Origin of the sequence: Streptomyces sp. NPDC047000, from assembly GCF_040644295.1 — a bacterium.
In the GTDB taxonomy this organism is placed as follows: Bacteria; Actinomycetota; Actinomycetes; order Streptomycetales; family Streptomycetaceae; genus Streptomyces.
Genome location: NZ_JBEYWE010000003.1, coordinates 1 through 13,612 on the forward strand (window position 1 = coordinate 1; position 13,612 = coordinate 13,612).

Here is a 13,612-nt window from a genome sequence, read left to right on the forward strand (position 1 = left end):
AAGGACGACAAGAGGTCCCATCCCCGAGGCGGGACCAAGCCGGACGCGAGGCCGTGGCCGTCAACGGCGTCGGCGCGCCCTCCCCGTCCGGGCAGCCTTGGCGCGTTTGGCCGCGAACCGCACGCCGCCGGGGCTCTCCCCGACCTCGACCCGCACCACCGTGGACAACGGATCCACGATCCCCTCACCCACATGCAGGATGGACGTCTCCACCGCACCGAGCTTGGTCAGCGCCGCGGCGGCGCTCTTCAGCTCCTCCTCGGCGGTGTCACCCTTGAGCGCCAGCATCTCGCCGTAGGGACGCAGCAGGGGAATCCCCCAGGCCGCCAGCCGGTCCAGCGGGGCCACCGCACGGGCCGTCACCACGTGCACCGGTGTGAGTTTCCCCATGACCTCCTCGGCGCGCCCCCGCACCACCGTGACATGGTCGAGGCCGAGCAGTTCGACGACCTCCGTGAGGAAATTGGTGCGCCGCAGCAGCGGTTCGAGCAACGTGATCTTCAGATCCGGCCGGACCAGCGCCAGCGGGATACCGGGCAGACCGGCGCCCGAACCGACGTCGCACACGGTGACGCCCTCGGGCACCACCTCCGAGAGCACCGCGCAGTTCAGCAGGTGCCGCGCCCACAGCCGGGGTACCTCCCTGGGGCCGATCAGACCACGCCGCACACCCGCCTCGGCGAGCAGCTCCGCGTAGCGGACCGCATCGGCGTAGCGCTCGCCGAACACCTCGTGCGCCTGCTCGGGCGCAGGGGGAAGCTCCGCTGCCTCCGTCACGGGGACCGTCCTTCCGTACCGCACCGACGCACCGGGCGCCGGCCATCAGAACCATCAGGCTGACAAAAATCGGCCCCGTCTGCTCGACAGACGGGGCCGGTGGAGCGTGGGAACCGCTCAGGCGGGAAGCACGACGACGAAGCGCTCCGGCTCCTCGCCCTCCGACTCGCTGCGCAGCCCCGCGGCCTTGACCGCGTCGTGCACGACCTTGCGCTCGAACGGGGTCATCGGCTTGAGCTTGACCGCCTCGCCGGTGTTCTTCACCTCTGTGGCAGCCTTGGCACCCAGCTCGGAGAGCTCGGCGCGCTTCTTGGCCCGGTAGCCCGCGATGTCCAGCATCAGCCGGCTGCGGTCACCGGTCTCCCGGTGCACGGCCAGCCGCGTGAGCTCCTGAAGCGCCTCCAGGACCTCGCCGTCCCGGCCCACCAGCTTCTGCAGATCACGGGTGCCTGCGTCGCTGATGATCGAGACGGAGGCGCGGTCGGCCTCGACGTCCATGTCGATGTCACCGTCGAGGTCGGCGATGTCCAGCAGGCCCTCGAGGTAGTCCGCCGCGATCTCACCCTCCTGCTCGAGGCGGGTCAGGGCGTCCGCGCCTTCGGCAGCGGCGGAGGTGGTGCCTTCCGTCACGGGATGGGCTCCTTCTTACTTCTTGGTCGGGGACTTGGGCCGCTGGGAGCCGCCCTTGCGCTGGCCGGACTGAGCCCTGCTACGGGTGCCGCTTCCGGGCTTCGGGGCGGCTTTCTCCATGGCGGGCGGGGTGTCCTGCGGCTCATCCGACTTCTCAGGAGAAGTGGACAGTTCCTCAGGAGACGCGGCCGACTTCTCGAGGGACGTGGACGACGAGGTGCCGTCCGCCGCCTTCGTACCGGACTGGCGCTGGGCCTTGGTCTGCCGCTTGGGCTGCTGGCGCCTGGCCTGTCCGGCAGTGGTGATCGTGCCGTCCTCGGTCTCGACGGCGGCGAGGCTGTCGCTCGTCACCACGGTGCCGTCGGCCTGGGCCGCGAGGCCCGCCTTGGTCAGGCTGTTGACGAACTTGCGCTCGAACTCGTTGCGGTCCCGGCCCTTGGCAACGATCGCCTTGACGATCGCGCGCTCGTGACGGCTGCGGGTCTTCCCGTGGTTCGTCACATGCTTGGTCAGTCGCTCCAGGTACGAGGCCTGAGCCTTGGAACCGGGCGTCGGGTTGTTCTGGATGACGTACATCTGCTGGCCCATGGTCCACACGTTGGTGGTCAGCCAGTAGACAAGGACACCGACCGGGAAGTTGATACCGAAGACGGCGAACATGACCGGGAAGACGTACATCAGCATCTTCTGCTGCTGCATGAACGGCGTCTTCACCGTCGTGTCGACGTTCTTCGTCATCAGCTGGCGCTGCGTGTAGAACTGGGACGCCGACATCATGATGATCATGATCAGGGTGACGACCCGGACATCGGTCAGCGTGGCGCCGAGCGCCTTGACCTTCTCCTCGCTGTCCATGAACTTCGCGGCCAGCGGGGCGCCGAAGATGTGCGCCTTACGGGCGCTGTTCAGCAGGTCCTGGTTGATGACACCGATCGTCGTGCCCGTCGCGATGCCACGGAGCACGTGGTACAGGGCGAAGAAGATCGGGGACTGCGCCAGGATGGGAAGGCACGAGGAGAGCGGGTTGGTGCCCGCCTCCTTGTACAGCTTCATCATCTCTTCGGACTGGCGCTGCTTGTCGTTCTTGTAGCGCTCCTGGATCTTCTTCATCTCGGGCTGCAGCGTCTGCATGGCCCGGGTCGCCTTGATCTGCTTCACGAAGAGCGGGATCAGGCAGATCCGGATGAGGATCACCAGAGACACGATGGACAGGCCCCAGGCCCAGCCTGTGTCCGGGCCGAAGATCGCCCCGTACACCGTGTGGAACTGGACGATCACCCAGGAGACGGGTGTCGTGATGAAGCTGAAGAGGCTGGCAATCGTGTCCACTGATCATGCTCCTTGGGCATGGGACGGGGTCTCTGCGGCCGGACTCGAAGGAGTGTTCCCGACGATGGCCGGTTCAGCGGCGGAGGTCCCGCCCCTGCGCGCACGCCAGGCGTCACGCAGCAATTCGTGCCACCGCGGGCGCTTGCGCGGCGGCACATGGTCCACACCACCGAGCGACCACGGATTGCACCGCAGGATGCGCCAGGCGGTGAGCGCCGTGCCCTTGATCGCACCGTGCCGGTCGATGGCCGTGTAACCGTAGTGAGAACACGACGGGTAGTACTTGCACACCGGTCCGAGCAGCGGACTGATGGTCCACTGGTAGATCTTGATCAGAGCCAGCAGCGGGTACTTCATCGGATGCCCCCTCCCAGCAGCCGCTCCAGGGCGGCATCCAGGTCTCGGGCCAATTGAGTGTGGTCGGCGTCGCCCGCACCGGGCAGCGCACGAACCACTACCAGGCTACCGGGGGGAAACAGGGCGATCCGGTCGCGCATCAGATGGCGAAGCCTACGCTTCACCGCGTTGCGGACGACCGCACCGCCCACGGCCTTGCTCACGACGAAACCCGCACGCGTCGGGGGAGCGCTCTCCCCGGGCGCGTGCGGGTCCGTGGCACCGCTACGAAAATGGACGACGAGGAACGGACGGCCTGCCCGGCGCCCTCGCCGTACCGCGGTCGCGAAGTCCTCGCGCCGCCTCAGCCGGTTCTCGGTAGGCAGCACGACGTCATGACCTGATCGGGATCAGGCGGACAGACGAGCGCGACCCTTGCTGCGGCGGGACGCGAGAATCGCGCGGCCGGCACGGGTGCGCATACGCAGCCGGAAGCCGTGGGTCTTCGCGCGACGACGGTTGTTCGGCTGGAAGGTGCGCTTGCTCACTCGGGGGCTCCAGTAAGAATCGGGTGGTTGCGGGTGCCGGTCTGGCTGTCACCGTGCGCCCACGAGTAGCTCGCAGTAACGCCCGAGTGCACCGCTTTTCGATCACCTGACGTGATCCGTGCCCATCGGAGGCAGGCGGCAGCAGCCATCGACAACTCGACCTGGTTACGGTACGCGGGGCCGCGCCGTCCGGTCAAACCAAGGGTCACGGAGAGACACTGTCCACAGCCTGGGGACAACAACTTGAACCGCACCCGCCGCCCTGACTACCTTGGCTGGACTCCGATTCGTTCCCCTGCGCCACAGCGGGTCCGTTCCCGCTCACCCGGCGGGCTCCGGTCCCCGCCGACCGCGGTGGGTCCGCACCCGCCCGTACTGCCGACCGATCTTCGTCCCGACCCGTCCCGCGACCACACCCGGTGGGACCTGTGAGAGAGCGTGCCCTGTGGCTGACGTACCTGCCGATCTTGCCGCAGTGTGGCCACGCGTACTCGAGCAACTCCTCGGTGAGGGCCGCGGCCAGGGCGTCGAGACCAAGGACGAACACTGGATCCGCCGCTGCCAGCCCCTGGCCCTGGTCGCCGACACAGCGCTGCTCGCGGTACCGAACGAATTCGCCAAAGGCGTCCTGGAGGGCCGCCTCGCACCCGTGGTCAGTGAGACCCTGACCCGCGAGTGCGGGCGCCCGATCCGTATCGCGATCACCGTGGACGACTCCGTGGGCGAGCCCCCCGTCCCGCCGGCGCCCCAGACCCAGCAGCGCTACGAGGAGCCCGAACCCCCTTCCGGCCCCGACCGCACCCCCTACGACGGCTACGGCCGCCACCGCGGCCCGGCAGGTGACCAGCTGCCCACCGCCCGCCCCGCGTATCCCTCCGAGTACCAGCGCCCGGAGCCCGGTGGCTGGCCGCGCCCGGGACAGGACGACTACGGCTGGCAGCAGCAGCGGCTCGGTTTCCCCGAACGCGACCCGTACGCCTCGCCCTCACGGGACGCCTACGGCGACCGCTCCCGAGACCGGGACCCCTACGGCGCCCCGTCCCGGGACCCGTACGGCGTACCGGCCTCCGACTACCGCTCGCAGGACCTGGACCGCCCGCCCTACGACCAGCAGCGCTCCGACTACGAGACGTCCCGCCCGGAGTACGACCAGCGCGACGCCGTCCGCCGGGACCGTCCCGAGTCCCCGTCCGGCGCCGGACACGGTCACCGCGGTGGCCCCGGCGGGAACTCCGGCGGCGGTCCGGGCGGCGGCCTGTCGGCCACCGGCGCCACCGGGCCGCTGGCCGCGCAGCCCGCGCCCGCGTCCGGCCCCGGCGAGCCGACCGCGCGGCTGAACCCCAAATACCTCTTCGACACGTTCGTCATCGGCGCGTCCAACCGCTTCGCGCACGCCGCCGCCGTCGCGGTCGCCGAGGCACCGGCGAAGGCCTACAACCCCCTGTTCATCTACGGGGAGTCGGGCCTCGGCAAGACCCACCTGCTGCACGCCATCGGCCACTACGCGCGCGGTCTCTACCCCGGCACACGGGTGCGGTACGTGAGCTCCGAGGAGTTCACCAACGAGTTCATCAACTCCATCCGCGACGGCAAGGGCGACAGCTTCCGCAAGCGCTACCGCGAGATGGACATCCTGCTCGTCGACGACATCCAGTTCCTCGCGGACAAGGAATCGACCCAGGAAGAGTTCTTCCACACCTTCAACACGCTCCACAACGCGAACAAGCAGATCGTCCTGTCGTCCGACCGGCCGCCCAAGCAGCTGGTGACCCTGGAGGACCGGCTGCGGAACCGCTTCGAGTGGGGCCTGATCACCGACGTCCAGCCGCCCGAGCTGGAGACGCGCATCGCGATCCTGCGCAAGAAGGCGGTGCAGGAGCAGCTCAACGCCCCGCCGGAGGTGCTGGAGTTCATCGCCTCCCGCATCTCGCGCAACATCCGTGAACTGGAGGGCGCGCTGATCCGGGTCACCGCCTTCGCCTCGCTCAACCGGCAGCCGGTCGACCTCGGCCTCACCGAGATCGTCCTCAAGGACCTGATCCCGGGCGGCGAGAACGCCGCGCCGGAGATCACGGCGCCCGCGATCATGGCGGCGACCGCGGCCTACTTCGGGCTGACGGTGGAGGACCTGTGCGGCACCTCGCGCGGCCGCGCGCTGGTCACCGCCCGCCAGATCGCCATGTACCTGTGCCGGGAACTCACGGATCTGTCACTGCCCAAGATCGGCGCGCAGTTCGGCAACCGCGACCATACGACCGTCATGCACGCCGACCGCAAGATCCGCGCGCTGATGGCCGAGCGCCGCTCCATCTACAACCAGGTCACCGAGCTGACCAACCGCATCAAGAACGGCTGACGGCAGCGGCACGGCCTGCCGGCCACCGCACCGACGCGTCGCGCCCTGAGGGCGCCCCGGGAGGACCTCCCGGGGCGCCCTCAGCCGTTGGGGGCCCACACGGCGCTCGACGAGGGGGCGGCCCGGCACCGGAGAAGGGCTCCGCAGGGCCCTGCCGGGCCCACGGAGCCGGCAGCAGCCGCGGCCAGTACGGGGGCCTGTGCGGGTCGGCCGGAACGGCCCGCAAGCCCGTCCTCAGGGGTCCGGCGGGACGGCCGCCAGGACGGACCCGCCAGACGGCTCCGCGCGACCGCTCCGCGGGATACGGAGCCGGTCGGCTTCCCGAGCGCCGCGGCCCGACGGACGATCCGCCACCCCCGCTGTTCGAATCCCGGGCAGGTTACGGGTGTCCTCCACAGATTCGGCGACCAAAACCCGTCCACACCCTGGGGACCGGTAAGTTGTCCAGATTCCTTCCACAGGCCGGGCAGTTGATGCAGTATCAGAGCAGCTCACATGGCTGTGGATCGGTGGACACGCACTGTCCACAGCCTGTGGACAGTGAACCCGTCCGCATACCGCCATCCGTGTTGTCCACCGGCAACCCACAGGCTCCGGCATCTTGTCCCCAGCAGATCGTGACTTCTCCACATCCCTGTCCACTGTTCGGCAACCCTCCGGCCCCTCTCACCGCGTCGAGTGAAAGGCGTCACACGAGGAGCCTGGATTGGCCTGTGGGCAACACGGGTAAAGCTGGGGACGCACCTGGGGGTAACTCACCCCAGCCTGTGAACGGGGTGTGCAGAACTCGGTGTTCTCCACAGCGACCCCGACTTTTCCACCTGTCCCACCCACAGGACCGGTGGACAAAATTTGCGGTCTGAGCTGCGGAAACCGAGTTATCCACGCAATCCACAGCCCCTACTACTAGTACCGACTAGAGAGTGCTGGGAGACCGATTCGAAGCGGGGGCTGTGCACAACTCACCGCTCGGCCGCCGACCGCGGCTCGTCATGACTTGACCCCGATAGGCACCTACTGTCAGTGCCGTGCGTCAGACTGGTCCCCGGTGTCCTTCCCGTCACAGGGACCGACGACACCGAGCCAGACGACGAAGACGAAGCAGGGCGAGAAGCGCCGGCAACAGCAGGAGGCGGCTTAGGTGAAGATCCGGGTGGAACGCGACGTACTCGCGGAGGCAGTGGCGTGGGCGGCACGCAGCCTCCCGGCCCGTCCGCCGGCGCCTGTGCTCGCCGGCCTGCTCCTGAGGGCCGAGGACGGGCAGCTGAGCCTGTCCAGCTTCGACTACGAGGTCTCGGCCCGTGTGTCGGTGGAGACGGAGGTGGACGAGGAGGGCACGGTCCTCGTCTCCGGCCGGCTGCTCGCCGACATCTGCCGCGCCCTGCCCAACCGGCCGGTCGAGATTTCCACAGACGGTGTACGGGCCACGGTGGTGTGCGGTTCTTCGCGCTTCACCCTGCACACCCTCCCGGTGGAGGAGTACCCGTCGCTGCCGCAGATGCCGAACGCGACGGGCACGGTGCCCGGCGAGGTCTTCGCCTCCGCCGTCTCCCAGGTCGCCATCGCCGCGGGCCGCGACGACACGCTGCCGGTGCTCACCGGTGTGCGCATCGAGATCGAGGGCGACCGGGTCACCCTGGCGTCCACCGACCGCTACCGCTTCGCGGTCCGTGAGTTCCTGTGGAAGCCGGAGAACCCGGACGCCTCCGCGGTCGCCCTGGTGCCCGCCAAGACGCTCCTGGACACCGCCAAGGCGCTCACCAGCGGCGACCAGGTGATCCTGGCGCTGTCCGGCTCGGGCGCGGGCGAGGGCCTGATCGGTTTCGAGGGGGCCGGCCGGCGTACGACGACCCGACTGCTGGAGGGCGACCTCCCCAAGTACCGCACGCTGTTCCCGACCGAGTTCAACTCGATCGCCGTGATCGAGACGGCGCCCTTCGTCGAGGCCGTCAAGCGCGTGGCGCTGGTGGCCGAGCGGAACACCCCGGTGCGGCTCAGCTTCGAGAAGGGCGTGCTGACCCTGGAAGCCGGTTCCAGTGACGACGCACAGGCTGTGGAACGGGTGGACGCGCAGCTGGAGGGCGACGACGTGTCGATCGCCTTCAACCCGACGTTCCTGCTGGACGGCCTGAGCGCGATCGACTCCCCGGTGGCCCAGCTGTCGTTCACGACGTCCACCAAGCCCGCGTTGCTGAGCGGGCGGCCCGCCGTGGACGCGGAGGCGGACGACGCGTACAAGTACCTGATCATGCCGGTGCGGCTGAGCGGCTGACCCCCTCCGGGTTCAGCCGGGCAGCCGGTTCCGCCGCAGCGGGCGCGGCTGTGGGCATGCCGACGACTGAGCGGTCATGCCCACAGATGTGCGCAAGTGGCCGGGTTTAGGCTCGGACAGGGGTACGAAGACCGTGCCCGGACGCACACGTGAGCGAAGGAACATCTGATGGAGCTCGGTCTCGTCGGCCTCGGCAAGATGGGCGGCAACATGCGCGAGCGGATCCGCCGCGCGGGCCACACCGTCTTCGGATACGACCGCAACGCGGACCTCTCCGATGTGCACAGCCTGGAAGAGCTGGTGGGCAAGCTGACGGGCCCCCGCGTGGTCTGGATCATGGTCCCGGCCGGCGGCCCCACCCAGTCCACCGTCGACCGGCTGGCAGAGCTGCTGGAGCCCGGTGACGTCGTCGTGGACGGGGGGAACTCCCGCTGGACCGACGACGAGAAGCACGCCGGGCAGCTGGCGGCCAAGGGCATCGGCTTCGTCGACTGCGGTGTCTCCGGCGGCGTCTGGGGCCTGGAGAACGGCTACGCGCTGATGTACGGCGGCGACCCGGAGCACGTCGCCAAGGCGGCACCCGTCTTCGAGGCGCTGAAGCCCGCGGGCGACCTCGGCGCCGTGCACGCCGGGAAGGTCGGTGCGGGCCACTTCGCGAAGATGGTCCACAACGGCATCGAGTACGCGATGATGCAGGCCTACGCCGAGGGCTGGGAGCTGCTGGAGAAGGCGGACTCGGTGGAGAACGTACGCGAGGTGTTCCGTTCCTGGCAGGACGGCACGGTCATCCGTTCCTGGCTGCTGGACCTCGCGGTGAACGCCCTGGACACGGACGAGCACCTGCAGGGGCTGAAGGGCTACGCACACGACTCCGGCGAGGGCCGCTGGACCGTGGAGGCGGCCCTCGACCACGCGGTGCCGCTGCCCGCGATCACCGCGTCGCTGTTCGCGCGGTTCGCCTCGCGGCAGGACGACTCCCCGCAGATGAAGATGATCGCCGCGCTGCGCAACCAGTTCGGCGGCCATCCCGTGGAGAACAACTGATCTTCACTTCTGATCCACATCCCTGATCCACCCGACCGGTCCACAGGGTCGCCCAGCGGCCCACCGGTACGATCCACATCCCCCGGGGGAGGCGGCGCAACCGACCATGCACGTCACGCATCTGTCGCTGGCCGACTTCCGCTCGTACGCCCGGGCCGAGGTGCCGCTGGAGGCGGGAGTCACCGCCTTCGTCGGCCCCAACGGCCAGGGCAAGACGAATCTCGTCGAGGCCGTCGGCTATCTCGCCACTCTCGGCAGCCACCGCGTCGCCTCGGACGCCCCCCTGGTCCGCCTGGGCGCCGAGCGGGCGGTGATCCGGGCGCAGGTCCGGCAGGGCGAGCGGCAGCAGCTGGTCGAGCTGGAGCTCAACCCGGGCCGCGCCAACCGGGCCCGGATCAACCGTTCCTCGCAGGGGCGGCCCCGGGACGTGCTGGGCATCGTGCGCACGGTGCTGTTCGCGCCGGAGGACCTGGCCCTGGTCAAGGGGGACCCCGGGGAGCGCCGCCGGTTCCTGGACGAGCTGATCACCGCCCGGTCGCCGCGGATGGCGGGGGTCCGCTCCGACTACGAGCGGGTCCTCAAGCAGCGCAACACGCTGCTGAAGACGGCGGCGCTGGCGCGCAGGCACGGCGGGCGCTCGATGGACCTGTCCACGCTGGACGTCTGGGACCAGCATCTCGCGCGCGTGGGCGCCGAGCTGCTGGCCCGGCGGTTGGACCTGGTCGCCGCACTGCAGCCGCTGGCGGACAAGGCGTACGAGCAGCTGGCGCCGGGCGGCGGTCCGGTCGCCCTGGAGTACCGCTCGTCGGCGCCGGGTGAGGCGCACACCCGGGAGGATCTGTTCGTCCAGCTGGCGGCGGCGCTGGCCGAGGTGCGCAAGCAGGAGATCGAGCGGGGCGTCACCCTGGTGGGTCCGCACCGTGACGACCTGGTGCTGCGGCTCGGTGAGCTGCCCGCGAAGGGGTACGCGTCGCACGGCGAGTCGTGGTCGTACGCGCTGGCGCTGCGTCTGGCGTCGTACGACCTGCTGCGGGCGGAGGGGAACGAGCCGGTGCTGATCCTGGACGACGTGTTCGCGGAGCTGGACGCGCGCCGCCGGGAGCGCCTCGCGGAGCTGGTGGTGCCGGGTGAGCAGGTGCTGGTGACGGCGGCGGTCGACGACGACGTGCCGGGGGTCCTGGAGGGTGCGCGGTTCGCTGTGGCGGACGGGACGGTGGAGCGGGCATGAGCAGCGGTGACGTGTCTCCGGAGCGGAAGCCGGGCGGGGCCGCTCAGCCGTCGGGTGTCGACCTCGCGCGGGTGGCGCTGAAGGCGGCCAAGGAGGCGGCACGCGCGCGAGGGGACGCGGTGCAGCAGCGCAGGCAGGTGCGGCGTGGCGGGCTGCGTTCCAGCGCGCGGGCGGACGGGCGGGACCCGATGGCGCTGGGAGCGGCCATCAACCGGCTGCTGGCCGAGCGCGGCTGGGAGGCGCCGGCCGCGGTGGGCGGGGTGATGGGGCGGTGGCCGCAGCTCGTGGGGGACGCGATCGCGCTGCACTGTGTGCCGGAGCGGTTCGACGAGGAGGCGCACGAGCTGGTGGTGCGCTGTGATTCGACGGCGTGGGCGACGGAGATCCGGCTACGGGCCCCGCAGCTGCTGGCGCGGCTGAACGAGGACCTGGGGCACGGCACGGTGCGGCGGATCAAGGTGAACGGGCCGGGCGGCCAGCCGCGTCGGTACGGCCCGCTGCGGGCGCCGGGGAGCACCGGCCCGGGTGACACATACGGGTGAGGTCTGTCACATCATCGGTGTGCGGACTGTTCCTTCGGCATGCCCGTCCGAAGGCGTTTCGCGTCCGTACGAGGGTGCGATTTCCAGTCTGATCCCGATCTGACCCTTGAGTAGCCAAGGGTTGACGGCTCGAAGCGCTGAGTGCCTCCGTGAGCCTCTTGGAGACCCCTTCCGCATATCGGGAGTCGGCCGAGCCCGGTTGAGGGCGGCATATGGGGACTCAGGTACCGGCAAACCCCCATCAGTGTCAGTGCTACCGGTAGACTGGAAGGCAATCCCGCCCCAACCGTGGGGACCGTCCGGGAAAAGCTGAGCAACGCTGAAAAACGCTGAGCACACCGCTGATCCAGGCTTACCAACGCAACATGCCGCAGCCGCTCCGGTGACGCCCCTTCCCCAAGGGGGACCCCGGGAGCCCGGCTCGTGCTGTGCCAGAAAGGGCGCTTCGTGGCCGATTCCGGCAACCCCAACGAGAACATCCCGTCCACCGACGCCGGCGAGCACGGCGCGGTGACCTCGTCGAACGGTGAGGTCACCGCCTCGTACGACGCCAGCGCCATCACCGTCCTCGAGGGTCTGGACGCGGTACGCAAGCGACCCGGCATGTACATCGGCTCGACCGGTGAGAGGGGTCTGCACCACCTCGTCTATGAGGTCGTGGACAACGCGGTCGACGAGGCGCTGGCCGGTTACGCCGACACCATCGACGTGACGATCCTGCCCGACGGCGGGGTCAGCGTGTACGACAACGGCCGCGGTATCCCGGTGGGCATGCACCCGGTGGAGAAGAAACCGGCTGTGGAGATCGTGCTGACCGTGCTGCACGCGGGCGGCAAGTTCGGCGGCGGCGGGTACGCGGTCTCCGGCGGTCTGCACGGCGTCGGCGTCTCCGTGGTGAACGCCCTGTCCAACAAGGTGTCGGTCGACATCAGCCGGGACGGCTACCGCTGGACGCAGGACTACAAGATGGGCGTTCCGACGGCGCCCCTGGCGCGCCACGAGGCCACGGACGCCACCTGTACGACGGTCACGTTCTGGGCGGACCCGGAGATCTTCGAGACGACCGAGTACTCCTTCGAGACGCTCTCGCGGCGTTTCCAGGAGATGGCGTTCCTCAACAAGGGCCTGACGATCAAGCTCACCGACGAGCGCGAGTCGGCGAAGGCGGTGACCGGGGCGGACGAGGCGGGTGCCGACGTCAAGGCCGAGGTCAAGTCGATCACGTACCACTACGAGGGCGGCATCGTCGACTTCGTGAAGTACCTCAACTCCCGCAAGGGAGAGGCGGTGCACCCCACGGTGATCGCGCTCGACGCCGAGGACAAGGACAAGAGCCTGTCCCTCGAGGTCGCGATGCAGTGGAACAGCGGCTACAGCGAGGGCGTGTACTCCTTCGCCAACATCATCCACACCCACGAGGGTGGCACCCACGAAGAGGGCTTCCGGGCGGCGCTGACCTCGCTGATCAACAAGTACGCGCGCGACAAGAAGCTGCTGCGCGAGAAGGACGACAACCTCACGGGCGACGACATCCGTGAGGGCCTGACGGCGATCATCTCGGTGAAGCTGAGCGAGCCGCAGTTCGAGGGCCAGACCAAGACCAAGCTGGGCAACACGGAGGCCAAGACCTTCGTCCAGAAGGCGGTCTACGAGCACCTCAACGACTGGCTGGACCGCAATCCGAACGAGGCCGCGGACATCATCCGCAAGTCCATCCAGGCGGCCACCGCGCGCGTCGCGGCCCGTAAGGCGCGTGACCTGACCCGTCGCAAGGGTCTGCTGGAGAGCGCGTCGCTGCCGGGCAAGCTGGCCGACTGCCAGTCGAACGACCCGATCAAGTGCGAGATCTTCATCGTCGAGGGCGACTCCGCCGGCGGTTCGGCCAAGTCGGGCCGCAATCCGCAGTACCAGGCGATCCTCCCGATCCGCGGCAAGATCCTCAACGTCGAGAAGGCCAGGATCGACAAGATCCTGCAGAACCAGGAGATCCAGGCGCTGATCTCCGCCTTCGGCACCGGTGTGCACGAGGACTTCGACATCTCCCGGCTCCGCTATCACAAGATCATCTTGATGGCGGACGCCGACGTCGACGGCCAGCACATCAACACACTGCTGCTGACCTTCCTGTTCCGCTTCATGCGGCCCCTGGTCGAGGCCGGCCACGTCTTCCTGTCCCGGCCGCCGCTCTACAAGATCAAGTGGGGCCGTGAGGACATCGAGTACGCCTACTCCGACCGCGAGCGCGACGCCCTGCTGGAGCTGGGCCGCCAGCGCGGCAAGCGGGTGCGCGAGGACTCCATCCAGCGCTTCAAGGGCCTCGGCGAGATGAACGCGGAGGAGCTGCGCGTCACCACGATGGACGTCGACCACCGCGTCCTGGGCCAGGTCACCCTCGACGACGCCGCCCAGGCCGACGACCTGTTCTCGGTGCTGATGGGCGAGGACGTCGAGGCACGCCGCCAGTTCATCCAGCGCAACGCCAAGGACGTCCGTTTCCTCGACATCTGAGTCGGCCGCCTCAGCTGACCGCACCAGGAAGGATCCCCACCG

Annotated in this window: 12 protein-coding genes; 6 read left to right on the top strand and 6 right to left on the bottom strand. The window is 69.2% G+C overall.

Annotation, left to right across the window (positions count from 1 at the left end; translation table 11 throughout):
* Window positions 1–60: 60 nt before the first annotated feature.
* The 6 genes from rsmG to rpmH all read right to left on the bottom strand — a co-directional run bounded on the left by rsmG (window position 61) and on the right by rpmH (window position 3,620).
* Window positions 61–777 carry a 16S rRNA (guanine(527)-N(7))-methyltransferase RsmG gene (gene rsmG / locus ABZ862_RS06265; RefSeq protein ID WP_360953150.1) on the bottom strand — a complete coding sequence of 239 codons (717 nt, stop codon included), beginning with the start codon at window positions 775–777 and terminating at the stop codon, window positions 61–63.
* 117 nt (window positions 778–894) lie between these two features.
* Window positions 895–1,407, bottom strand: a complete 513-nt coding sequence (locus ABZ862_RS06270; RefSeq protein WP_360953152.1) for a R3H domain-containing nucleic acid-binding protein — start codon at window positions 1,405–1,407, stop codon at window positions 895–897.
* 15 nt (window positions 1,408–1,422) lie between these two features.
* Window positions 1,423–2,736, bottom strand: a complete 1,314-nt coding sequence (gene yidC / locus ABZ862_RS06275; protein ID WP_360953155.1) for a membrane protein insertase YidC — start codon at window positions 2,734–2,736, stop codon at window positions 1,423–1,425.
* Between the two features lie 3 nt (window positions 2,737–2,739).
* Window positions 2,740–3,093 carry a membrane protein insertion efficiency factor YidD gene (yidD, locus tag ABZ862_RS06280; protein WP_360953158.1) on the bottom strand — a complete coding sequence of 118 codons (354 nt, stop codon included), beginning with the start codon at window positions 3,091–3,093 and terminating at the stop codon, window positions 2,740–2,742.
* Window positions 3,090–3,461 (bottom strand): ribonuclease P protein component, encoded by a 372-nt coding sequence (gene rnpA, locus ABZ862_RS06285; protein ID WP_360953161.1) that lies wholly within the window; start codon window positions 3,459–3,461, stop codon window positions 3,090–3,092. The genes yidD and rnpA overlap by 4 nt, the downstream gene beginning before the upstream one ends.
* A gap of 21 nt (window positions 3,462–3,482) precedes the next feature.
* Window positions 3,483–3,620: a 50S ribosomal protein L34 gene (gene rpmH, locus ABZ862_RS06290; RefSeq protein WP_003956500.1), complete on the bottom strand. Its 138-nt coding sequence runs from the start codon at window positions 3,618–3,620 to the stop codon at window positions 3,483–3,485.
* Between the two features lie 445 nt (window positions 3,621–4,065).
* On the opposite strand from rpmH, the gene dnaA reads away from it, so the two are divergent.
* The 6 genes from dnaA to gyrB all read left to right on the top strand — a co-directional run bounded on the left by dnaA (window position 4,066) and on the right by gyrB (window position 13,570).
* Entirely contained in the window at window positions 4,066–5,976 is a 1,911-nt protein-coding gene (gene dnaA, locus ABZ862_RS06295) for a chromosomal replication initiator protein DnaA (RefSeq protein ID WP_360953165.1), read from the top strand.
* 1,141 nt (window positions 5,977–7,117) lie between these two features.
* Complete coding sequence (gene dnaN / locus ABZ862_RS06300; RefSeq protein ID WP_360953168.1) at window positions 7,118–8,248, top strand: DNA polymerase III subunit beta; 1,131 nt, start codon at window positions 7,118–7,120, stop codon at window positions 8,246–8,248.
* Between the two features lie 168 nt (window positions 8,249–8,416).
* Window positions 8,417–9,292, top strand: coding sequence for a phosphogluconate dehydrogenase (NAD(+)-dependent, decarboxylating) (gene gnd, locus ABZ862_RS06305; RefSeq protein WP_360953171.1), 876 nt, complete (start codon window positions 8,417–8,419; stop codon window positions 9,290–9,292).
* A 106-nt stretch (window positions 9,293–9,398) separates the two neighbouring features.
* A complete protein-coding gene (recF, locus tag ABZ862_RS06310; RefSeq protein WP_360953174.1) occupies window positions 9,399–10,520 on the top strand; it encodes a DNA replication/repair protein RecF in 1,122 nt (373 codons plus the stop codon).
* On the top strand, window positions 10,517–11,062 hold the full coding sequence (locus ABZ862_RS06315) for a DciA family protein (RefSeq protein ID WP_360953177.1): 546 nt from the start codon (window positions 10,517–10,519) through the stop codon (window positions 11,060–11,062). The genes recF and ABZ862_RS06315 overlap by 4 nt, the downstream gene beginning before the upstream one ends.
* 423 nt (window positions 11,063–11,485) lie before the next feature.
* Window positions 11,486–13,570 (top strand): DNA topoisomerase (ATP-hydrolyzing) subunit B, encoded by a 2,085-nt coding sequence (gene gyrB / locus ABZ862_RS06320; protein ID WP_360953180.1) that lies wholly within the window; start codon window positions 11,486–11,488, stop codon window positions 13,568–13,570.
* The last annotated feature ends 42 nt before the right edge of the window (window positions 13,571–13,612 follow it).